Raw genomic sequence first — 23747 nt, 5'->3', positions numbered from 1 at the left:
GCATTGACCTGGTCACCGCAACGCACCTGACGCTCCGGTGCGTATCTTGCGACGCGCGCGACAGACACGGGAATGCGGGCAAAAGAACGCCCCGGTATCCGGGGCGTTTTTGTTTCCGGTGTCAGGCATGCCGCAAGACAAGACTTCAGAAGCTCACTCCCCAGGTCACCTGACCACCGTACGCCGTCTGCCCGTCGCCGCTGAGCCCTTGCAGCGACAGTGCCAGCCGGCTGCGTGGCGAGGTGACCAGGCTCACGCCCAGCTCGCCGATGGCCGCATTCTTGGCCAGGGTGACGCTTTGCACCGAGAACTCCGAGGCGGTGCCGACGAAGCCGGCCGAGCGCTGCACGGAACGGTCGCCGAAGGCATGCCGCCAGCCTGCCGACGCATACAACGCCGCCTTCTGGCCGAGGTCCCAATCACCACGTACGCCCAGCGTGGCGGTACTGAAGGTGTCGCTGGCACTGTCCACCGACAGCGCGGAGATGCCGCCGCGTTCGGTGAACCCGTCGGTCTTCAGGCGGGTGTAATCGGCCGCAATGAACGGGCTGTACACCGCACCTTCGGTGCGCAGATTCCAGGCCGCTTCCAGCGACACCGTTACGGCGGTGGCGTCGTAGCGGCTGTCCATGCGCTCTTCGAGCACGCCGGGCAACATCACCCGGCGCGTGCTGTCGACGCGATAGCTGGCGTAGTCCACCGCACCCTGCAGCGAGAACGCAGACCAATCGGCCCGGCCATACACGCCGGCATGCGTGCCATCCACATCGGCACGGTCGCCCCATTCGCGCGACCAGCTCTCGATATCCTGGTTGCCGACCGCAATGCCCACCACGCTGCGTTCGCCGAAGCGGCGTTCCGCACCGGCCATCACGCCGTTGTCCTCGCGACGTACCGACACCGCATTGGCATCGCCATCGACACGGGTGGGCAGGCTGCGCCCGGTGATCCACACCATGGTGTCGCCGACCAACGTGTCCTGGCTGTCGCCACGCAGATGGTTGGCGATGCCGCTGTTGAGGAAACGGCTGTCCAGCAAGGCGGTCGCAGTGCTGGCATGGCTTTCGCCCGACAGCGAGGCAAACGCGGTGCGCACCGCCTCCGGGTCGTCGGGCAAACGCACCACGGCCTGATAGATCGGGCTGGTGTTCGGCAAGCCGTCCACGGCCGCCGCCGTGGACTGCTGGTTCGGCGTGGTGACCGCGTCCACCATGCCCACCGTATTGCGCCCGAACGTCACCGACAATCCGGTCGCGGTGGTGCTGACATCCGGCTCGATAAACGCGTAGTCGGAAATGACGTTGGTGAACTGCCCGGTGAGGCCGCCGCCGGCGCTGATCACCGGAATTTCCGTAAACAGCGGCAAGTCGGTCGCCCGCACCAGCGCCAGCGTGGTGCCGGTTGCCACGCTGGCTGCGCCGCCCACCGCCACCGGCGTGACGACACCGCCGTCGCCGGGCGTCACCTGCAACGTGGAGCCTGGTGCAAACGTGGCATTGCCGCCGACGCTGATGGTGCCACCGGCACCGCCGATGGCGACCGTGCCCGATGACACCAGGCTGCCGACACTGCCGCTGCCGGCGAGCGTGCCGCCCGGACCCACCGTGACCGGCCCGCCCAGCGCCGCGCCCGGGTTGGCCAGGTTGCCGACACTCAGGGTGCCGGCGTTGACCTCGGTCGGGCCGGTGAAGGTGCTGCTGTTGGCGGTGAGCAACAGCGTGCCGGTCCCCAGCTTGATGAAGCGACCGACCCCGAACAACCTGCCTGCATAGCTGCCGGCACTGTTTTGCAGGAAGGTCAGCGTGCTGTTGTTGGTGATGTCGCCCTGCAGGCTGGCGGTGTTGCCAACCAGCGTGCCCGCGTTGACGGTCGTACCGCCCAGGTAACCGTTGACGCCGTCCAGGGTGAGCGTACCGGTGCCGTTCTTCACCAGCACGCCGCTGCCGGTGACGTTGCCGGCGTAGGTCCCATCGGTCGCCTGGTCGAACACCAGCACTGCGTTGTCGACAATGTTGCCCTGCAGGCTGTCGGTGGTGCCGATCAGGCTGCCACTGGCAATAGTGGTGCCGCCGCTGTAGGTGTTGGGCGCCACCAAGGTCAACGCGCCGGCACCTTGCTTGATCACGCTACCGGTGCCGCTGACCGCGCCGGCGAACACGCCGTCGCTGGCCTGATCGAAGATCAACGTCGCGTTGTCGACCACATCGCCCTGCAAGCTGGTGGTATTGCCGACCAAGCTGCCGGCGCTGATGACGGTGCCGCCGGTATACGTATTGGCACCAAGCAATTGCAGCACGCCGCTGCCGGTCTTTTCCAGCGAGCCAGTCCCGCTGACCGCGCCGGCATACACGCCACCGGTGGTCTGGTTGAACACCAATGCTGCATTGTTGGTGATATCGCCCTGCACGCTGGCGGTGTCGCCGATCAGGGTGCCGGCCACAATGCTGGTGCCGCCCGTGTAGCCATTGGCACCGTTGAGCAACAACGCGCCGGCACCATCCTTGACCACGGTGCCGGTGCCGGTGATCGAGCCGTTGAACACACCATCGGCTACTTGGTTGAACGCCAATGTTGCGTTATCGACGATGGCGCCTTGCAGGCTTGCGCTGTCGCCCACCAGCGTACCCGCAGTGAGCGTCGTGCCACCGCTGTAGGTATTGCTGCCGTCCAGCGTGAGGGTGCCGGTGTTTGTCTTGATCAACGCACCGCTGCCGCTGATGTTGCCGGCAAGGGTGAGGTCGGCCGGGTTGTCGACGGTCAGCGCCGCACCCAGCGTGACCGCGTTGCCCAATGCCGCGGCAATGGCATTGCTCAGCACCGCATCGCCGGTGACCGACAAGGTGCCGCTCCCCAGGGCGGTGTTGCTGGCCACCGCCAGCGTGCCATCGCTGAGCGTCGTGCCGCCGGCATAGCTGTTGTTGCCGCTGAGCGTGAGCGTGGAGGTGCCGTTCTTGATCAAACTGCCTGCACCGCTGATTGCACCGGTCAATGCCAGGTCGTTGCTGCCCGGCAGCGTCAGCGCGCCGTCGAGCACCACCGCATTGGCCAGCGCCAATGCTTGATCGGTATCGAGCGTGGTGCCCGCTGCGGCAGTCAGCGTGCCGGTGCCCAGCGCTTGCGCATTGCCCAGCACCAGGCTGCCGCCGCCGAGCGCGGTGCCGCCGGTATAGGTGTTGGCACCAGTCAGGACCAGCGTGCCGGTGTCGAGCTTTTGCAGCGTGCCGCTGCCGCCGATGGCGACGTCGATGGTGCCGGTCACGCCGGGGTCGACGCGGATGATGGTGTTCGCTGCGTTGGCGCTCAATGCGCCACCGCCTGCATCGCTCAGCACATAGCCATCGGTGATGAATTGCATGCCGGTGATGCCCTGGGTGCCCTGCACGCCCACGTTGCCCGCTGTGCCTGCGAAGACCGCAAAGCTGTTCTGCCAATCGCTGTTGATCAGCCCATCGACCGACGTCCAATTGGTGGTGCCGGCGGTCCATGTGCCGGTACCGCCCTCGGCGCTGCCGTTGGCGACGGTCTGCGCACCATCCCAGAACTGCACGTTGCTGCCAGAAGCCAACAACACCACGTTGACCTGCTGCGCCAGCGAGGTCTGCAGCGTGAGCTGGGCGGGGTCGACCGTGCCCGGCAAGGTGCCGAAACCCATGCCATTGTTGGTCAAGGTGCCGGTGTAATCGATCAGGCGATACACGCCGGTGCCGAAGCCGCCGATGTCGGTGATGTTGAGCGTGCCATCCAGCGTGAGGTCGCCGTTGACCGCAAGCACACCGGTCTGGCTGGGTATCCCCAAAAACGCATCGAGCGTGGCATTGGGCGCCATGTTCAGGCTGCCGGTGGTCAGCAGCGCACCGCTGGTCACTACCAGGCGGCCACCGTCATTCACCGTGACCGCGGCATTGACCACGCCGCTGCCGCTCAACGTGCCGCCGGTGCCCACGGTGACGCCACCGGCACTGCCCAGCGTGCCATCCACATCCAGCGTGCCCGCGGTGATCTGCGTGGTGCCGCCGATCGCGCTGGTGCCGGTGAGTTGCACGGTGCCGGTGCCGACTTTTTCGAGATTGCCGGCATCGTTCAACGCACCTGCGAAGGTGCTGCCGACGTTGCCAACGCCCAGTTGCAAGGTGCTGCCCCCCTGGATCGCGACATTGCCCAGGCCGGTCACGCTGCTCAATGCGGTATTGCTGCCGAGCGAGAGCCCCGCCCCTGCCGCAACGTCCACGCTGGCACTGGTCCCCAACGTGCCGGTGGCGGAGGTGGCCAGCACGCCGCCCTGCACCGACACCGGGCCACTGAACAGGTTGCTGCCGGACAGGGTCAAGGTCCCCAGGCCCGTCTTGGTCAGCGCGCCCGCGCCACTGAGCACGCCGGTCAACGCCAGATCGTCCGCACTGGCGATGGTCAGGTTGGCGCCCAGGTTGACGTTGTTGCCCAGGGCCAAGGCAATGGCATTGCTCAACGTCGCATCGCCCAGCACCGACAGGCTGCCCGTGCCGAGTGCGGTATTGCTGCCCACCGCCAGGGTGCCGGCATTCAACACGCTGCCGCCGAGGTAGCTGTTGCTGCCTCCCAGCGTGAGCGTGGAGGTGCCGTTCTTGATCAAGCTGCCTGCACCGCTGATGGCGCCGGCCAATGTCAGGTCGTTGCTGCCGGGCAGCGTCAACGCGCCATCGAGCACCACCGCGTTGCCGAGGGCCAATGCTTGGTTGGTATCGAGCGTGGTGCCCGCTGCGGCGGTCAGCGTGCCGCTGCCCAACGCTAGCGCATTGCCCAGCACCAGGCTGCCGCCGCCCAGCGCCGTGCCACCGGTGTAGGTGTTGGGACCACTCAGCACCAGCGTGCCGGTATCAAGCTTCTGCACGCCGCCGGTGCCGGTGATGGCCACATCGATGCTTGCCGTGGCACCCGGATCGACGCGGATGGCGGTCAACGGGTCGCTCACCGCCAGTGCGCCCGCGCCGGCATCGGTCAACTGATATCCATCGGTCACGAACTGCAGGCCGCCGGTGTTCTGCGTACCCTGCACGCCCACCGTGCCGGCCGTACCGGAAAACACTGCGAAGTCGCCTTGCCACGTGCTGTTGGCGCTACCGTCCTGGCCGGTCCAGTTGGTGGCTGCACCCCAGGTGCCGGCGCCGCCATCGACAGTGCCATTGGCCGTGGTCTGTACCCCATCCCAGAACTGCACGATGCTGCCCGGCGCGGTCACCACCAGATTGAGTTGCTGGCCGATGGCGGTCTGCAGGGCGAGCTGGCTGATGTCCACGCTGCCCGGAAACAGGCCGATCAGCATGCCGTTGTTGGTGAGCGCGCCGGTGTAGTCGATCAACCGGTACACGCCGGTCCCGAAGCCACCGAGATCGGTGATGTTGAGCGTACCGTCCAGGGTGAGATCGCCATTGACGGCCAGCAAGCGGGTTGCGCTTGGCGCGCCCAACGCCACATCGACGAACGCGCCTGGCGCGAGCGTCAACGCGCCCACGCTCAACGACGAACCGCTGGTCAGTGCGAGCCTGCCGCCATCGCTGACGGTGACCGCCGCACCCACATTACCGGCGGCGCCGGTGCCGGTCAGCGTGCCCCCCGATGCGACGTTCAAGGCGCTGGTGCCGAGACTGCCGACCACATCGAGCGTGCCCGCACTGACCTGCGTGCTGCCACCGATCGCGCTGGTACCGAGCAAACGCACGGTGCCGGCCCCCACCTTGTCCAGGTTGCCGCCACCGCCCAGGCTGCCGGCGAAATCGCCGCCGCCTAGTTGCAGCGTGGCGCCGGTATCGGTGTCTACACCGCCCGCACCAGTGAGCGTGTTGATCAAGCCACCGTTGGTCAGGTTCAACAGCGCACCTGCCGCGACATCGACATTGCTGGCGTTGCCCAATGAGGCCGCGGTACTGGCCACCACGGTGCCGGCCTGAATCGCCAGCGGGCCGGTGTAGCTGTTGTTACCGCTCAAGGTCAGCGTGCCAAGACCGGTCTTGACCAGGCTTCCGCTTCCGCTGATGGCACCGCTTGCCAACATGTCTGCGGCGTTATCCACGGTGAGCGCGGCGCCCAGCGCGATGTCGTTGCCTAGCGCCACGGCGACCGCATTGCTCAATACCGAATTGCCGAGCACCGACAGGCTGCCGGTGCCGAGCGCATTGTCGGCTCCCACCGCGATGGTGCCTGCGGTCAGGCTGGTACCGCCGCTGTAGCTGTTGCTGGCCGTGAGCGACAGGGTGGTGGCGCCATTCTTGACCAGGCTGCCGGTGCCGCTGACGCTGCCGTTCAAGACCAGATCGTTGCTGCCCACCAACGTCAGTTGATCGTTCAACGCGAGGTTGTTGCCTACCGTCAACGCGGCAGTGGCATCCAGTTCGGCAGGGCCGTTGACTCGCATGTCACCCACGCCAAGCGCGGCATTGTTCCCAAGCACCAGCCTGCCCGCGTCCAGCGCAACGCCACCGGTGAAGGTATTGGCGTTGCTCAACGTCAGGATGGCGCTGCCCTGCTTGTCGAGGCCACCGATGCCGCTGACGACGCCGTTGAGCGCAATATCCTGCGTGCCAGGCAGGGTCAGCGTGCCATTCAAGGCGACTGCATTGCCCAGCGCCACGACGGTGCTTGCATCCAGCGTGGTACCGCCTGCGGCAGTCAAGGTACCTGCGCCCAATGCCGTGTCGCTGCCAACCAGCAACGAACCACCCTGCAGTTGCAGCCCACCGCTCCAGGTGTTGTTGCCATTGAGGGTGAGCGTCTGCGCGCCGGTCTTGATCAGGCTGCCCGCGCCATCGATCGCGCCATCGAGCGTGAGGTTTTGTCCATCGATCGTCAGCGCACCGTTGGTGGTGAGCGCGTTCTGCAAGGTCACCGCAGAGGCAGCGGTGAGCAGCGTGCCGTTGGCAGCAGTAAGTGCGCCGCTACCGAGTGCGGTATTGCTGCCCACGACCAGGGCACCGTCGTTCAACGCGGTGCCGCCGGTGTAACTGTTGTTTCCGTTGAGCGTGAGCGCTCCGGTGCCTTGCTTGACCAGGCTGCCGGCGCCGCTCACGGTACCGCTCAAGCCCAGGTTGTTGTTGCCGGTCAATGACAACGCACCATTGAGCACCACATCGTTGCCAAGCGTGGTGGCGGTGGTGGCCTGCAGTTGCGTTCCGCCGGCTGCGGTCAACACACCGCTGCCCAGCGCCGCGCCGCTGCCGACCGACAAGCTCCCCGCGTTGAGATCCACGCCGCCACCGAAGGTGTTTGCGCCGGTCAGTGTCAGCGCTGCTGCACCGTCTTTGACCAGGCCACCGATGCCGCTGATGCCACCGGTGAGGGTCAGGTCCTGGCTGCCGCCAAGTTGCAGATCCGCATCCAGCACCACGTTGTTGGCCAGCACGCGTGCAGCGGTGCTATCGAGCAGGCCGCCACTCACGCTCAGGCTGCCCGTCCCGAGTGCGCCATCGCTGCCCAGAATCAGGCTGCCTGCCGTCAGGCGGGTGCCGCCCAGATAGGTGTTGTTGCCGCTGAGGGTCAAGCTGGCCGGGCCGAGTTTGTCCAGGCTGCCGGCGCCACTGATGCCCCCGGTCAGCGTGAGCGCGTTGCTCCCAGCCACAGTGAACTGCCCTGCCAGTGCAATGGCATTGGCGAGCGTGCTCACTGCTGCGTTGTCCAGCGTCGTGCCGGCCGCTGCGGTCAAGGTCCCGCTCCCCAGCGCGGTATTGCTGCCCACCGTAAGCTTGCCGGTGTTGAGCGCGGTGCCACCGGTATAGGTGTTGTTGCCGCTGAGCGTGAGATCGCCGCCGGCCTTGACCAGGCTGCCTGCACCGCTGATGGCGCCGCCCAAGGTCAACGCCTGCGCGCCATTGAGGGTCAGCGCGCCGGTGCTCAGCGTCACTGCGTTGCTCAGCGTGGCAGCGGCGGTGTTTTGCAAGCTCGCAGAGCCAGTGACATTCAACGTACCGGTGCCCAGTGCGGTGCCGCTGGCCACCTGCAAGGTGCCGGCATTGAGGCTGGTGCCGCCGGTATAGGTGTTCAGACCAGCCAGCGTCAGCGTCCCGCCACCGAGTTTGTTCAGTGCACCGGCGCCACTGATGGTGCCGGTGAGATTCAACGCGTTGCCGCTACTGCCGACGCCCAGGTTTCCGGTCAGCGCAATCGCGTTGCCCAGCGTGGACGCGGCCGTAGCATCGAGCTCGCCTCCGCTGGCGGTGAGCGTGCCGGTGCCCAGGGCCGCATTCGAACCGACCACCAGTCGCCCGGTGCTGAGCGTAGTGCCGCCGGTGTAGGTGTTGGCGTTGGTCAGGGTGAGATCGCCAGTACCGCTCTTGATCAAACTGCCGGCACCATTGATGGCGCCGCTGAGCGTGAGCGCTTGTGCGCCGGTCCAGTTCAACGGTGCGGCAAGGCTGATGCCATTGGTCACCGTCAACGGCGCAGTGGTGCTCAGGCTGGATGCGCCGGTGACATTCAATGCGCCCGTGCCCAGCGCGGACGCGGTACCCAGTTGCAGCGTGCCCGCTGCCAGCGTGGTGCCGCCGCTATAGGTATTGGTGCCGCTGAGTGACAGCGTTCCGGTGCCGGTCTTATTGACACCGCCAGCGCCGGCCAGCGTGCCGCTCAAGGTCAACGCGTTGCCGCTGGCTCCCAGGCCCAGCGCATTGGTGAGCGCAAAGTTGTTGGTCAGGGTCAGTGGTGCAGTGTTATCCAGCAAACCGCCTGCCGCAGTGACCGTGCCAGTGCCGAGCGCACCGGAAGTCTCCAGCAGCACGCTGCCTGCACCCAGGGTGGTGCCACCGCTGTAGGTATTGCTGCCACCCAAGGTCAGCGTGCCGGCGCCAACCTTGTTGAGCGCCCCGGTGCCACTGACCGTCCCTCCGATTCGCAGCGCGTTTGCGCCGCCAATACCCACCGTGTTGCTTAGCGAAAACGCATTGGCCAAGTTCACTGCGGCACCTGCCAACAGGCTGCCGCCGGATGCGGTGACCGTGCCGGTGCCCAAGGCACTGTTGGTGCCCACCGTCAACGCGCCATCGACCAGATTGACGCCACCGCTGAACGTGCTGGTACCGGTCAGCGCCACTCCGCCGGTGCCGGTCTTGGTCAATCCGCCGGTGCCGGTAATTGCGCTGCCAACGGTCAGGTTATTGGTGCCCTGCACAGTCAGGCCGCCCGCGCCAAGCGCAATGCCATTGGTCGGTGCAAGGGTCAGGCCAGCAGCGGTGGCTTGGAGCGTGCCTCCGTTGGCGGTGATGGTGGTGCCCAACTGCGCAGGATTGGCAAACTGCAACACGCCACCATTGAGCGCGCTGTTGGCGAAGTTGCTCGCCCCGCCCACCGACCAGGTGCCGCTATTGACGCGCAAATTTCCGAAATTGATGTATTGCGCGGTACTCAACGTTCCGTTGCCGGTGCTGCCGCTGCCGGTACCCACCGCAGAATTTTGCAGGATCAACGTGTTGTTTCCGCCCAGGCCTCCATCCACCACACCGGTTTGCGCGAAGCTCAGCAAACCGCCCGGGCCGAGCAATTCCAGTGCAAGGCCTCCCCCGCTGTTGACGCTGCCACCGGTGACCGCAGTGAAGCTGTTGGTGCTGCCCGCCCCCATCGAAACACTGCCGTTGATGGTGCCTGAGTTGACGAACGTGTTGCCGGTGGCCGAACTTTGAAAGCCCACCCGTCCGTTGATGGTGCCGGTATTGACCGCGTTGACGGTGCCTCCACCGGTCACCGCGATCACCGGGGTGTCCGACCCCAGAATTGACAATCCCAGCAACGGGCGACTATCGATCACGCCAGCGTTGTTGATCTGCACCGTTCCGTTGCTGGCCGACGTCAGCCCCAGCGCCATGCCGTCGAGATTGAGCAGATTGGCGCCCAGCAAGCCGCCGGTGCCGTAGAGCGTTCCGCTGGCAAGATTGTTGACGGTGACTGCAGTGGAGCTGGCATTGCCCATGGTCACGCCGCTGCTCAGTACCGAGAGCAGCCCAAGCACGGAAGGGTCGATGGTGCCGGCGTTGTTGAGTGTGGAATTGGTACCGCTCAGGGCGATGCCGGTGCCGCCCAACAGGCCTGCGGTCATCTGGCTGCCGGAGGCGACATTCACGGTCAGGTTGTTGGCGCTACTGGAAAAACTGTTGCTGGTGACCGGCGTACCCGAGCAGGTGACGGTTGCGCCCGCCGCGGGGATGGCCGGCGTGCATGCGCCCCAGGCCAGCATCGGTGCGGCGGCCCCCACCGCAAGGACCACCAGGGCCGGCAATTGACGACGGGTTGAGCCAGGCTTGCGACGCCGACGCACTAATTCATGCGTCACCACCCAATTGCCAATGGCTGCGTTCCAGACCAGCGCAAATGCACGATTCATTTGAATTCCCCCTGATTGCCGGGCAGAGACCAGCGCGCACCCATGCGCGCGCCTCCAAAGACGGGATTGGAATAACGGTAGAGCTGGTTTAAAGCAGCCAGGCCGCCTCGACGAATAATGGCGATTAGCCGCGAACATCGCTTGCAGGGAGAAGTTGAGTTAATACCACTCTCTATTCGCCGCGCCATTAAATTAATAGGCGATTCAATACGATTGAAACTGTGCTGAATATCACTAACTCTCACCTCATCCATGACACAGGCCAGATCTGTGGACTGGTTTGCTCGTGCCCGCTAAATGCAGGTTTTGCAGCCTCATCTGTACTGACCCACACCATCTATGCCGGATTCATCACTTGCAAAGCGGAATTTTGAATTTTTTGAAGTGATTTGAACGGATGAGCCCGAGCTTGATAAAGCAGACTGATGCGCAATTGAGCTGGGCCGGCAACTGTGACTTATAACAATCGCGTTCAACGAAACTTGCTGCGTTGCAAAGCCCGACACACCCTCCAGCAGGGTGCTAATCAGTTTCGGAGTTTGCTTTAGAGATTAAGACCATTTTGTAGTCGACAGCGGACAGTGGAGTGCGGTATTTGTATATCGCGAGCGCAACAGCATGGTTTATTGTCGGGACTGCCAGGCTGCTCGACGTTTGCAGAAAAAATCGAAAGTGATTGGCTCGACACGTAGTTCGTGGAGTTTCCGTCACCTATCGATGACCTCGGTTTGTTTCTAGTAGCGGTGCAGTGTGTGATCTTCGACACGGAACCCGATGCCATGACGCTTGCCCCGGACGACAAACCGCAGGATCGCCACTTCGACTGGTCAGGCGTGCCGATCGACTTGGGCGGCATGGAGCCCCTGGAGCAAATCGCACGATTGCTCTGCCATGCCCTGGTGGCGCCGGCTGCTGCGCTGACCATCACGGAGGGCGGGCGCCTGCGTGTGCTGGCAGCGCGTGGCATCAGCAGCAGTCATGTCAAACAGGCCATGGAGCTGTGCCAGCAGGTTCCGCCAGCGCCAAATGGCGTGACCGAGTTGATCGAGCATGCAACGCTTGCGCAAATTCAACTCGGCGATGCCGCGTTCCCCGGCTTGCCCGCGCGCTTCATCGCCTGCGTGCCCGTGGGTGCGCCGCAGACAGGAATTTCCGGAACCCTGTGCGTGATCGACACGCGCGAGCGCCGGCTGGCAAGCCAGGAGCATCAGCAACTGCTGATGTTCGCCAACGTGGCTGCCGCACAGCTGGAACTGCAGTTCGGTGCGGGCCGACGCGAGCCGCACAGCGGCTTGCTCAATACGCGTCAGCTGCAATCGGATCTGGACGCCCTCGCCTTCGGCAGCCATAGCGTGCCTACCATTGCAGCGTTCATTGAGGTCTACGACACTCAGGCCGCCAATGAGGCGCGCCAGGCGCTGGGCATGCAGCCGCTGGAAGAGCTGGTTCGCCACGCCAGCTACGTGTTGACCCGCGCCTTGCGCGGCAAGGCCACCGTCTACCACGTGGCCTCGATGCGCTTTGCGTTCTTTCTGCTCAACTCCGCGCCGGACGAGATGGAAGACCTGCTGCTGGATCTGCGCGACATGCTGCACAAGCCGGTGGATGCCGCCGGCGTACCGATGTCGCTGACCTTTCATGCCGGTGTGGTGCGCTTCGCCCCGCAGCAGCCGGACACCAACGATGTGATGCGCAAGGGCCTGGTGGCGCTGGGCGATGCCATCAACAACCATGCCATCGTGTGCTGGTACAGCGCTTCGCACGACGATGCGATTCAACGCTCGTACCGCCTGGCGCTGGATGCCGAACAGGCCCTGAAAGCCGGCGATTTCCGGCTGGTGTTCCAGCCACGCATCAACCTTGAAGACTTATCGGTGACCGGCTTCGAGGCGTTGCTGCGCTGGCATCACGCCAGCCTCGGCCCGATCGGTCCCGACGAGTTCATCCCGCTCTTCGAAAAAACCGCACTGATGTGCACGGTCACCAATTGGGTGATCGAAAGCGCCTTGGTACAGCTGGCGGAATGGCGTACCCAGGGCTTGGATTTTTCCATCTCCATCAACCTGTCGTCGCGCGATTTCGGCAACATCAACCTGGCAGCGGATGTGATCAACCGCTGCAAGGACCTGGCGATTCCCACCACATGCATCGAACTGGAAATCACCGAAGGCCGCTGGCTGCGCAGCAATGTCGAAGCGGTGCCGCGGCTGCGCGCGCTGCGCGATGCAGGCGTGAGCGTGGCCATCGACGATTTCGGCACCGGCTATAGCAACTTCGGCTATCTCACCGAGTTGCCGGTCAATGTGCTCAAGCTGGACCGGTCGCTGGTGACTGGCATCGCCACCAAAACCGGCATGCAGATGCGCGCCGAGGCGGTGGTGCGCCTGGCCAACGCGTTGGGTTATCGCACCGTGGCCGAGGGCATCGAGCACGCCGATGAGATTGCGTTGCTGCGGAGCTGGGGATGCGATGAGGCGCAGGGGTATCTGCTCGCCAAACCCATGGAGGCGCATCTGGTGGCCGACTACGTCAAACAAACCGGGGCGCTGCAGCGTCTGCCGTAGAGCCGCGGCGGTGCGCGGATGCGCCGGACAGGCAACCGCACCACGCCGCGCCGTGCGGATGCATGCGCCATGCCTTGCGATGCGATGCACGTCCAACCTGCTGCCTGCAATGCAGCAATGCTCCTAGCGCTCAACTGAGATCGTGCAGGTCCTTACCCAGCGGAGCACTCAGTGCCCAATCGGAGAACCGCACCTTCAGACCTGAGCGCTCGGGCGTGCAGCACATCGGTCCGACCAGATAGGCGCTTGCCGGCGGAAACGGACACAGCCGCACCAGCGGCCAGTGACGGCCATCCGCAGAGACCTGCAGGCGCAGCACGCCATCGGCAACCGTGGCACGGATCCAGAAATCCTTGGGGTCGGCTTCGTACGGCCCAGTTGCCCAATCCGAAACCGGGTTGGTCAACACGCTGCTGAGCATGGCGCGCCCGTCGCTGAGTTCGATCCCGGCCTTGACCCAGTGCTGCTCGTCCACGCGCACCATGATGCCGGCCTGGTCGTACAAGGCTTCGTACTGCGCGCGCACACGCAGCTGCGCGGTGAAGCCTGCGCCCGCCTTGATGCCCAGAAAGTGCCCGCTGTCGCGGGTGAATCCGTAATGCGTCTTGCGCCAGAAGTCGGTCGCCTGGTCGGTCACCACATCCAACGTGTCGCCGTTGATATCGAGTGTCTTCGGCCGGTTGAGCCAGGTTCCGGCGTGCCAGCTGCTGTCCTGCGCCATGGTTTTCCTCGGATTGTTCTGTTGTGCAAACGCGCCACCACTGAGCGTCATCCCGACCATGCCAGCCAACACCCGCCTGCGTGCGCCATTGAATGCATCGTGTTGCATGGATCTGCGCTCCTGCGACTTATGAACGCGTAGTTTACGTGCTGTACGCGCAAGGCCGCATGGGTGCGGCCCCTCCTCTGTTCGCCATGCAGGCAAGGCGCCGGTTCGTGCTTCGACGATGCGCAGCCGTGCAGATGGGCCGCATACATGCGACGTCGCCGCAAAACCCAGGCCCGAGTCCGCGCGGGCAATTGCGGGCGCGCGACGTAAAGCGATTTGCCGGCCAACCCTGCCGCGTGGCGCCGAAGAGCGGCCAACAAACGTAGCGAACAGTCGTCAGGTGGGCCTGGCGGCTGTGCAGTCGTTTTGTTAGCTGCTCCAGGTGCCCTGCCCTCAGTGCTGCGCCAGTGCGTAATCGATTGCCGCGCAGATTGCCGCCACCTGCGCAGCATTGCATTGGTCGGGTGTGGCGCGTGGGCTATCCGGATAGACCTCGGTGGTCGTGCGATACCGCGCATCGGTGACGCCGGCGCACAAGCCCAGTCGCCGCACCGGATAATTGATGACCCCATGCCCCACCACCGGTGCACCGATGAGCTGCCCATCCGCATCGGCAGGCGCGATACGCGTTACCTCGGCCACCGCTGCGATCACCGCTTGCTGGAAGGCGGGCTGCGGATCTTCACTGTCGCCGACCAGGTAAAACCCGTCCGGAATGCTCCCCGGCACAAACACCGCGCCGTCGCGCGCCGCCAACGCCGGGCGAAACTCGCTCTCGTCGCTATCGGTGGTTTCGTGCAGATCGATATGCACCAGCATTCGGCCGGAAATCGAGGCCACCAGCCGCATCAGCGCAGCCGACTCTTCGGCCGGGCTGTCGCGGCGAAACGCGCGATTCGGATCGACTGCATCGGCATTCCAACGCTGGATGCGTTCATAGCCCCAGGGATTGATGCACGGCGCCACCAGTAGATTGCATTTGCCTGCGTAGTCGGCAGCACGCTGTTGCAGGAATTGCAGCGCACCTTGCACGCCGCTGGTTTCGTAGCCGTGCACGCCGCCGGTGACCAACACGCACGGCAGGCTGTCGTCCCACTGCGCGCTGCGCAGTGCCAGCAACGGATACTCCCCTTGCGCATGGGTAATGGTGCCGTACTGCACGCGCTCGTACTGTTCGGCCAGTGCGGCGACCTGCTGCACGACATCCTCCGCATAGCTGCGTTGCTGCAGCTGGCGTGCGCGCCATAGGGCGCGTTCCGGCTCACCCCACGGTTGCCCGGGCGTGCCGATCGGATACGTTGGGTTTGTCGTCATTGCAGACACCGGTGCGAAGGAGCCGCCAAGGGTAAGCGCTCTGCGCACAGAAGCAAAAAGGCCCCGCGCTGCGGGGCCGATGAAACCTGCGTCGCTGATGTTTACTTCTTCGCCGTGACCCCTGGGGTGGCGTCGCGGACCAGGAACTCTTCGGTCAACTCCGGCAGATGCGCCAACAGCCAATCGGCCATGGCCTGTTCCTGGGGCAGGATCTGCTCGCACACGCGCTGCGTTTCGGTATCGCCCACCGTCTTGGCGGCACCCAGCAAGGCGGTGTAGGTCGCGATCTCCAGGTTCTCGAACACATAGCTGGCCATGGCACCCTTGACGATTTCGTCGGAGGTGGTCATGCCGCCCATTGCCTGCCCGAACGCGGCCATCTTGCCCATCGCGTCCTTGATGATCGACGGCGAACCGCCCAGGCGCTCGATACACGACTCGACCAGGCGCTGTTGCCCCAGCGTCTCTTCCAGATGCTGCTCGATGCGGGCTTTGAGCTGGGGGTAGTGCTCGATGCGTGCAGCCTGGGCCTTGAGCATCTGCTCGGCCTGCTGCTCCATCGCATGCGCATCGCGCAGCCAGTCCATCAGGTTTTCTTGGGGTTCGGCCATGGGGTTCTCCTGTGTGTTTGCGATATGTCCAGCCTGCAGCGGCGCGGATGAAAGATGTGACTGTTCCAAGTGAACGCTGCGTGCGACGTCTACGTGGCATTGACATGACGCGGAGGCACTGGCGGCTCCGCCTTCCACAGCCTGTCTGTATGTCGTCGCACGGAACTGAGGATCTGCGCGGCGATCGCTGAGGGATCTGCATGCAATGCGTGGGTCACTGACCGCGCTGACCATCTAAGGCCCCGGGGCCCTGCGAGCGATGGTGGGGACGCTTCATGCCGCCGTGGCGCAGGTGAGCCCCAAACCGGGTGGGCTGCAAATCCTGCCGATGTTGGAAACGGCATCGTGGCTGGAGTGAAATTTTTCCATGCAATCGATGTCGGACATCAATGCACGACTGCAAAAATTTCTCGCATGCGCTTGATGCGTCGCACAGCAGGCGCTCATGAATCTTTCCAGGTGCACAGGCCATCACGCACGATGACGGCGTGCAAAAATCTGCAATCGATTGCGCATTACCGCGTGCAGCAATCGGCTTGCTTCAAACCGAAAACAGCACAGGCGCTAGCCGCATGGGCGTAGCGCCTGTGTCCAGCCTTCCGCAAGATTCGCTCCCAAACCGGCGCGCCATGGCGCGCCGATGGCTGGATTAAGCGGATTCTTCCTGCGGCTTGGCCTGCTTGGAACGCCCGCCCTTGCTGCCGATCCGCGACATGTGATCGCGATCGCGGCTCACGGCCTGGCCACCCTTGCGGCCAGCTTCGCGCGCTTCGTCGCTGGTAAATTCGTGCGCATTGCCGCTGGCATGCGCGGCTTTGCCGCCGCTACTCGCCAGCAGGCGGCGCTTCTCCGGATCCAATGCGGCAAAGCCGCGCCGGCTACGGGTCGTGTTTTGTCCGTCTTCCACTGTGCCTCCTCTCGATGCTTCGGTTACGCCTGGGTATTGGGCTAACCGCAACATTCGTGCCAACCCGGAAAGGCAGGCTCCGCGGTGCATTGCGGATGGATGCAGGAAAAAACGGCTGCGCTCGCTGCGCAAATCTTGCACACCTTCGCATCGCCGGACGATTCGGCCTACCTCTTAGGTAGATAGCGCTATCACGGGGCGCAACCCGTCTGCAGCCGCTGGACGGGTTGCGCAGGCGCCGCAGGGATCAGCCGCTATGCCTGGACCAAGCGCCCGCCCCTGATGCAGGTGTGTTGCAATCTCGCGTAGTCCGGCTGCGACGCACGGTGCGGGAACAGCCGTCTGCGTACAGCTCACTCATCGTCTGCGTGCGCCAGTTGCCCCGGTGTCGGCGTGCGCAGCGCCTCGCAAGGCGTGTGCTGCCGATGCCGCAGATCGCCCGGCCAATTCGCCACTGGACTGCCAGACAGCGGCGCAGCCACAGGTTGAAACAGGCAAGGCCCGCACACAGACTGCGCGTGGATCTGGGCACGCACTGATGCGCCATCAACGCCTCAGGCGTTGCTACCCGCCTTGCGAAAGACTTAGCGGTTGTGTGCAAGTGGGTACCACTGGCCGACGTTGACGCCGGGCCGGAACCATTAGCCGTGCCGTGCCGTCCACGCCCGGATGCGGCTGCGCCAGAGGCTGGGCAAGCAGTCTCCGGACGCGCACGCACCATGTCGGGCGGCAACCGTGAGTCCGAATCGCCCTGCCCCGCAGCCGCGTCAGCGGTGGTGCGCCGCCTCACCCCACGGCCTGCACCACCATCGGCCCATCGCGGTCGTCGCACGCTGCCGCAGCTTCGGACAGAGCACCGCCCACCAGCAACAAGGTCGGCAGGCCCGGTGGCAGCGCGGCGGCTGTCATCCCCAGCTCGCCCAAGGTGGTGAGGCGACGTTGCTGCTCCGGCCGTGTGGCGGCCTGCACGATGGCGGCGGGCGTGCTGGCCGGCAAATGCGCCAGCAATGCAGCGGCCAGCGCATCCGCGCGGCGCAGGCCCATGTAGATACCCAGCGTCGTGCCGCTGGCCGCCAGCGCACCCCAATTCGGTTCGCCGTGGTCGTGCGTATGCGCAGTGACGAAGGTGATGCCATGGCAATGGCTGCGATGGGTCAGCGAGACCTCCAGTGCGGCCGCCGCAGCGAAGGCCGCACTCACGCCGTTGATCACCTGCACGCCGACGCCGGCACGCCGCAGAAAGGCGATCTCTTCGCCAGCGCGGCCGAACAGCAGCGCATCGCCCCCCTTCACGCGCACCACGCGCAGGCCCTGCAACGCGTAGCGACGCATCAGCCGGCAGATGAACTCCTGCGGTGTCGAACGGCATCCGCCCCGTTTGCCCACCCGGATCACGCGCGCCTGCGGTGCAAGTTCGACGATCTCCGGGTTGGCCAGATCGTCGAGCAGCAGCACCTGCGCCGACGCCAGGGCCTTCACCGCCTTGATGGTGAGCAATTCCAGGTCGCCCGGGCCGGCGGACAACAACACCACATCACGTGCGCAGGAAGGTGTGACTGACATGGGAGTTCTCGTTGGGTGTGGAGGGACGGTGCATTCAGAGGACAGGTGCACTCACGCAAGCCGCGTTTGCCGGCACAGCCGAGTGAGTTGCGGCACGCAGGAGCCGCACACGGTGCCGCAGCCCAGGCGTTGCTTGAGCTGCGCAACATCGGCGCCGTCGTCGATGGCCGCGTGAATCGCGGCGGCCGAGACATGCATGCAGGTGCACACAATCGGGTCGCTCGGTGCGCTGTGGGTATGGGCGAAGACCGACAGCCGCGCACCCCGCCACGGTTCACCGGCCAGTGCGGTGGCAAGCAACGAGCGATCGGCGTCGCCGGGTTGCGCGGCAGTGAGCAGCACGCCGTCGATATGGTGATACCCGTCTTGCATGCGCCAGCCAACGCGGCGCATCAGCCCGCGGCGCAGGTCGCGGTACTCCAGCACATCCGCGCCGGCCGGCAGCTGCAAGGCGACGACCAGGCGATCCATCCAGCTGGCATCGGGTGCGCGTTCGCAGGCGGCATGCAACACGACCCAATCCCCGGCTGCACGGCGCCTGGTGCCGCTCGATGGCTCGGCATGCAGGCGCAGGGAGGCATAGCCGCGGTCGCGCAACAGCGGTTGCAATGCCTGCTGCAAGGCGAGTGCATCCCCACGCCGCGCCGCCAGCAGATGCCAGCCGAACGTGATCCTTTCCACCCGCACGGCCGTGTGTTTGAGTTCGGGCTGTTGCGAACGCGCATCCACTGCCGGCGTGCTGACTTCGTTGATGCCGCCGCTGGACAGGCTCTGCCCGCTCCAGTGCATGGGGGCAAACACCGTGCCCGAGCGCAGTTCGTCCGACAGTTCCAGCGGCAGCACCAGCGCACCGCGTTTGCTTGCGATCTGCACCAGTTCGCCGGCCACCAGCCCACGCCGCTGTGCATCGCCTGGATGCATGCGCAGCGCCGGCTCGGGACTATGCGCGAATGCCGCCGCGACCCGCCCGGTGCGCGACATGCCATGCCACTGGTCGCGCAGGCGTCCGGTGAGCAGCCGCATCGGGAACCGTGCCGAAGTGGCTTCGGCCACCTTGCGATACGGCGTGGCGTGGAAGCGTGCACGCCCGTTGGCGTGCGCGAATACGCCGTCGGTGTAACGCCGGGCCTGCCCTTGCGTGCTGCCTGCCGGAAACGGCCATTGCTGCGGGCCATGATCCAGCAGCGCGTAATCCAGGCCGCCGATATCCAGGTCGCGGCCAATCGTGAGCGCGCGATGCTCGTCGAAAATCTGCGCAGGGTGCTTGAATGCGAACAGGCCCTGCCCGCGCACTGGTGCCAGGCGCGCTTCCAGCCGGCGCGCCACCTCGTTGGCAATCCACCAATCCGCACGTGCCTGCCCGGGTGCTTCCACCGCCTTGCGCACGCGAGTGATTCGGCGTTCGGAGTTGGTCACCGTGCCGTCCTTCTCGCCCCAGCTGGCGGCCGGCAGCAACACGTCGGCATACGGCACGGTGTCGGTACCGGAAAAGGCCTCCTGCACGATCACCAATTCGGCGTTTTCCAGCGCGGCGCGAATGCCGGCAACCTCCGGCATCGAATGTACGGGGTTGGTGCACACGATCCACACCGCCTTGAGCGTGCCCGCGCGCAGCCGCTCGAACAATTGCACGGCCGGTGCGCCTGCCGTTGGCGAGATTCGCCCGGCTGGCACGCCCCACAGCCGTTCCAGTTCGGCGCGGTCGTCGGCATTTGCAATCTCGCGATGCGCCGCCAGCATGGTCGCCATGCCGCCGACCTCGCGTCCGCCCATCGCATTGGGTTGACCGGTCAACGAAAACGGCCCCGCGCCCGGCTTGCCGATCTGCCCGGTGGCCAGATGCAGGTTGATCAGGGCCAGGTTCTTGTCGGTGCCGTGCACGGATTGGTTCAAGCCCATGCAATACAGCGACAACGCTGCAGGGCTGCGCCCGAACCACTCGGCCGCCTGCACCAGATCCTCGTGCGCAATGCCGCAGATCTCGGCGCTCATGCGCGGCGTGTACTCGCGCAGCATCCGCTTGAGGGCATCGAATTCCTCGGTGTGTGCCGCGACGAAACGCGCGTCTACCAGGTCCTCCCAGATCAGGTGATGCAGCATGCCGTTGAACAAGGCGACGTCGGTGCCGGGCTCGATCGCCAGGTGCAGATCGGCCATGGCCGCCGTGTCGGTACGCCGCGGATCGATCACGATCCAGCGAATGTCGGGGTTGCGCGCGCGTGCCTCTTCCAGCCGGCGAAACAGCACCGGATGCGCATAGGCCATGTTGCTGCCGGCAAACAGCACGGTGTGCGCCAGCTCCAGATCGTCGTAACAGGTGGGCGGGCCATCGGCACCCAGCGCAAGCTTGTAGCCGGTCACCGCGCTGGACATGCACAGCCGCGAATTGGTGTCGATGTTGTTGGTACCGAGCAGGCCTTTGGCCAGCTTGTTGAAGACGTAATAGTCTTCGGTCAACAGCTGCCCGGAGAGATAGAACCCCACCGCGTCCGGGCCATGCTCCTGGATGATGGCGGCCAGCTTGTGGGCCACATGGTCGAGTGCCTGCTCCCAACCCACTGCGGTACGCGGCGCCTGGCGATGACGGCGTAGCTGCGGTTGGAGCACACGCCCCTGCGTGCTGGCCACCGTCTGCGGCAGTGCCAGCCCCTTGCTGCACAGGCGCCCGAAATTGGCCGGGTGCAGCGGGTCGCCTTCGATGCCGACGATGCGTTCGCTATCGGCGGCATGCTCGCTGTGGATCAGCACACCGCAGCCCACCCCGCAATAGCAGCAGGTCGAACGCGTGATGCGGTGCATCGGTAACGCGGCCTGCGGCTGCGCGGCTTCGTCGCTCGACAGATGCTGCAGGCCTTCGCTCATACGGCGGGCTCGGCGACGGCATCCGGCGCGGTCACCGGCTGCAACACGATCCATACCGCATCGGCTTCCACCTTCACCGGATAGCGCGGCGCGCAACCTACATCCGGCGCACATGCCTGCCCGCTCTGCAGCGCGATGGCCCAACCATGCAACGGGCAGGTCACGGTGTCGCCGGCAACAATCCCTTGCGACAGCGGTCCACCCTTATGCGGGCACCGGTCGCGTAGCGCGAATACCTGGTCGCTGGCAGTGCGGAACAACGCGATCGGTTCGATGCCCTCGATCTCCAGCACGCGTGCGCCCAATGCGGGCAATTCCTGCAAAGCGCAGATGCGGATCCAGGCAGGCGGCTTATGCATGCTCATTGCTCCACCGTGGCGGCCGGCGCCGCAACGCGCAGCGGTTGGTATTCCTGTCGGCGCTCGCCGGCGATACGCGCCTTCCACGGGTCGACCAGACCCTCCAGCGAATACAGCAGGCGCTCGTATAGCGCACGCCGGTTGGCGGCGTCGTCCACCACTTGCGCACGGATGTAATCCAGCCCTACCCGCGCGATGTAGTGCACCGTGCGATCCAGGTAATACGCCTGCTCGCGGTAGAGCTGCAGGAACGCGCCGGTGTATTCGCGCACTTCGTCGGCGGTGGCCACCTTGACCAGGAAGCGTGCCACCTCGGTCTTGATGCCGCCATTGCCGCCGATATGGATCTCCCAGCCGGAATCCACCGCGATGATGCCCACGTCCTTGATGCCGGATTCGGCGCAATTGCGCGGGCATCCGGACACCGCCAGCTTCACCTTGTGCGGGCTCCACATGTTGGCGAGCATGGTTTCCAGATCGATCCCCATCTGCGTGCTGTTTTGGGTACCGAAGCGGCAGAATTCGCTGCCCACGCAGGTTTTCACCGTGCGGATGGACTTGCCGTACGCATGGCCGGAGGGCATGCCCAGATCGCGCCACACGTCGACCAGGTCTTCCTTCTTGACCCCAAGCAGATCGATGCGTTGGCCGCCGGTCACCTTGACCATGGGCACCGCATACTTGTCGGCGACATCGGCAATCCGGCGCAGCTCGCTGGCATTGGTCACCCCGCCCTTCATCTGCGGAATCACCGAAAACGTGCCGTCTTTCTGGATATTGGCGTGCGCACGCTCGTTGATGAAACGCGACTGCGGATCGTCGATGGCCTCATGTGGCCAGGTCGACAGCATGTAGTAGTTGATTGCCGGCCGGCAGGTGGCGCAACCGTTGGGTGTGCGCCATTCCATGAAGGCATAGGCCTGTGCATGCGTGAGCAGTTTGTGCTCGCGGATGGCGCGGCGCACCTCGCCGTGGCTGAGGTCGGTACAGCTGCATACCGCCTTGGTTTTCGGGGTTTCCTGAAAGTTGGAGCCCAGGCAATTCATCAGGATCTGCTCGACCAGGCCGGTGCACGAGCCGCACGAACTGGCCGCCTTGGTGTGCTTTTTCACCTCGTCCACGGTGAACAGGCCTTGCTCGCTGATCGCCTTGACGATCGTGCCCTTGCAGACGCCATTGCAGCCGCACACTTCATCGCTGTCGGCCATCGCACTGGCGCGGTCCTGGCCACCGGTGCCGGCATCGCCCAGCGCGCTTTCGCCGAAGATCAGTTGATCGCGCTGCGCCTGGATCGGCGTGCCGTCCTTGAGCAACTTGAAGTACCACCCGCCGTCGCTGGTATCGCCGTACAGGCACGCGCCCACCAGGACATCGTCGCGGATGACCAGCTTCTTGTAGACGCCACCGGCCGGGTCGGAGAGCACGATTTCTTCGCAGCCGTCGCCGCCCATGAAATCACCGGCAGAAAACAGGTCGATGCCGGTGACCTTGAGCTTGGTCGATGCCACCGAACCGCGGTAAATGCCGATACCGAACTGCGCCAGGTGGTTTGCGCAGACCTTGGCTTGCTCGAACAGCGGCGCGACCAGGCCGTAGGCAATGCCGCGATGGTTTGCACACTCGCCCACCGCGTACACGCGTGGGTCGAAGCTTTGCAGGCTGTCGTTGACCACGATGCCGCGCGAGCAATGAATCCCTGCCTCTTCGGCAAGACGCGTGTTCGGGCGAATGCCGGCCGCCATGACCACCAGATCGGCGGGAATCTCGCTGCCATCGGCGAACTTCACCCCGATCACCTCGCCCTGCGCATTGCCCAGCAGCGCACTGGTGGCGGTGCTCAGCTTGAAGTGCAGGCCACGCGCGCGCAGGGCCTGTTGCAGCAGGTTGCCGGCCACCGGGTCGAGCTGGCGCTCCAGCAACCAGCCGGCCAGATGCACCACCGTCACCTCCATGCCACGCAGCTTGAGCCCATTGGCCGCTTCCAGCCCGAGCAGCCCACCACCGATCACCACCGCGTGCTGCTTGGTACGCGCGGTATCGATCATGGTGCGCGTGTCCTGGATATCGCGATACCCAATCACCCCTTTCAGGTCGTTACCGGGAATCGGCAGCACGAACGGCACCGAGCCGGTGGCGATCAGCAGCCGGTCGTACTCGGCTTGCGTACCATCGGCCGCAATCACGCGGCGGCGCACGCGGTCGATGCGCGTGACTTCCTTGTTCAAATGCAGGTGGATGCCGTTGTCCTGATACCACTGCAACGGATTGAGCACGATGTCGTCGAATTCCTGCTCGCCGGCCAGCACCGGCGAGAGCAGGATGCGGTTGTAGTTGGGATGCGGCTCGGCGCCGAACACGGTGATGTGGTACATGCCCGGCATCAGCTTGAGCAGTTCTTCCACGGTGCGGATACCGGCCATGCCATTGCCGATGACGACGAGTCTGGGTTGCTTCATTGC

The 23747-nt window shown here is 65.0% G+C and carries 10 protein-coding genes and 1 pseudogene; 2 read left to right on the top strand and 9 right to left on the bottom strand.

Annotated features, from left to right (window positions below; all coding sequences use genetic code 11):
- Positions 1-145: 145 nt before the first annotated feature.
- Entirely contained in the window at positions 146-10339 is a 10194-nt protein-coding gene (locus HLH45_RS15035; protein WP_046931943.1) for an autotransporter-associated beta strand repeat-containing protein, read from the bottom strand.
- 752 nt (positions 10340-11091) lie between these two features.
- Between HLH45_RS15035 and HLH45_RS15025 the strand changes: the two genes are divergently transcribed.
- Positions 11092-12903 carry an EAL domain-containing protein gene (locus HLH45_RS15025; RefSeq protein ID WP_008575407.1) on the top strand — a complete coding sequence of 604 codons (1812 nt, stop codon included), beginning with the start codon at positions 11092-11094 and terminating at the stop codon, positions 12901-12903.
- 130 nt (positions 12904-13033) lie between these two features.
- Here HLH45_RS15025 and HLH45_RS15020 read toward each other — a convergent pair whose 3' ends face one another.
- The 3 genes from HLH45_RS15020 to HLH45_RS15010 all read right to left on the bottom strand — a co-directional run bounded on the left by HLH45_RS15020 (position 13034) and on the right by HLH45_RS15010 (position 15597).
- The gene (locus tag HLH45_RS15020; RefSeq protein WP_008575406.1) at positions 13034-13732 is read right to left on the bottom strand and encodes a DUF1349 domain-containing protein; all 699 of its coding nucleotides are present in this window, start codon (positions 13730-13732) and stop codon (positions 13034-13036) included.
- A 333-nt stretch (positions 13733-14065) separates the two neighbouring features.
- Entirely contained in the window at positions 14066-14986 is a 921-nt protein-coding gene (locus tag HLH45_RS15015; protein WP_008575405.1) for a M14 family metallopeptidase, read from the bottom strand.
- A 101-nt stretch (positions 14987-15087) separates the two neighbouring features.
- Positions 15088-15597 (bottom strand): ferritin-like domain-containing protein, encoded by a 510-nt coding sequence (locus tag HLH45_RS15010; protein WP_008575404.1) that lies wholly within the window; start codon positions 15595-15597, stop codon positions 15088-15090.
- A gap of 367 nt (positions 15598-15964) precedes the next feature.
- On the opposite strand from HLH45_RS15010, the pseudogene HLH45_RS22005 reads away from it, so the two are divergent.
- Positions 15965-16165 (top strand): annotated as a pseudogene (locus HLH45_RS22005) (hypothetical protein).
- An 81-nt stretch (positions 16166-16246) separates the two neighbouring features.
- Here the strand turns inward: HLH45_RS22005 and HLH45_RS15005 are convergent.
- The 5 genes from HLH45_RS15005 to nirB form a co-directional block, all read right to left on the bottom strand.
- Positions 16247-16504, bottom strand: coding sequence for a KGG domain-containing protein (locus tag HLH45_RS15005; protein ID WP_005916070.1), 258 nt, complete (start codon positions 16502-16504; stop codon positions 16247-16249).
- 786 nt (positions 16505-17290) lie between these two features.
- Positions 17291-18037: a uroporphyrinogen-III C-methyltransferase gene (gene cobA / locus HLH45_RS15000; protein ID WP_008575402.1), complete on the bottom strand. Its 747-nt coding sequence runs from the start codon at positions 18035-18037 to the stop codon at positions 17291-17293.
- Between the two features lie 81 nt (positions 18038-18118).
- Positions 18119-20929 (bottom strand): nitrate reductase, encoded by a 2811-nt coding sequence (locus HLH45_RS14995; protein ID WP_008575401.1) that lies wholly within the window; start codon positions 20927-20929, stop codon positions 18119-18121.
- Positions 20926-21294, bottom strand: a complete 369-nt coding sequence (nirD, locus tag HLH45_RS14990) for a nitrite reductase small subunit NirD (protein ID WP_008575400.1) — start codon at positions 21292-21294, stop codon at positions 20926-20928. The genes HLH45_RS14995 and nirD overlap by 4 nt, the downstream gene beginning before the upstream one ends.
- Complete coding sequence (nirB, locus tag HLH45_RS14985) at positions 21291-23708, bottom strand: nitrite reductase large subunit NirB (RefSeq protein ID WP_029819406.1); 2418 nt, start codon at positions 23706-23708, stop codon at positions 21291-21293. Before nirB ends, nirD begins: the two co-directional genes overlap by 4 nt.
- Positions 23709-23747: the final 39 nt, after the last annotated feature.

This window comes from Xanthomonas euvesicatoria (genome assembly GCF_013112235.1).
In the GTDB taxonomy this organism is placed as follows: domain Bacteria; phylum Pseudomonadota; class Gammaproteobacteria; order Xanthomonadales; family Xanthomonadaceae; genus Xanthomonas; species Xanthomonas euvesicatoria.
This window is presented reverse-complemented; position numbering and strand designations above follow the sequence as displayed.

What these genes read in the sequence shown, in the direction of transcription:
- HLH45_RS14995 (WP_008575401.1), bottom strand. Translation starts at nt 20,929, where the DNA reads ATGAGCGAAGGCCTGCAGCATCTGTCGAGCGACGAAGCCGCGCAGCCG.
- HLH45_RS15010 (WP_008575404.1), bottom strand. Translation starts at nt 15,597, where the DNA reads ATGGCCGAACCCCAAGAAAACCTGATGGACTGGCTGCGCGATGCGCAT.
- HLH45_RS15035 (WP_046931943.1), bottom strand. Translation starts at nt 10,339, where the DNA reads ATGAATCGTGCATTTGCGCTGGTCTGGAACGCAGCCATTGGCAATTGG.
- HLH45_RS15020 (WP_008575406.1), bottom strand. Translation starts at nt 13,732, where the DNA reads ATGCAACACGATGCATTCAATGGCGCACGCAGGCGGGTGTTGGCTGGC.
- HLH45_RS15015 (WP_008575405.1), bottom strand. Translation starts at nt 14,986, where the DNA reads ATGACGACAAACCCAACGTATCCGATCGGCACGCCCGGGCAACCGTGG.
- nirD (WP_008575400.1), bottom strand. Translation starts at nt 21,294, where the DNA reads ATGAGCATGCATAAGCCGCCTGCCTGGATCCGCATCTGCGCTTTGCAG.
- nirB (WP_029819406.1), bottom strand. Translation starts at nt 23,708, where the DNA reads ATGGCCGGTATCCGCACCGTGGAAGAACTGCTCAAGCTGATGCCGGGC.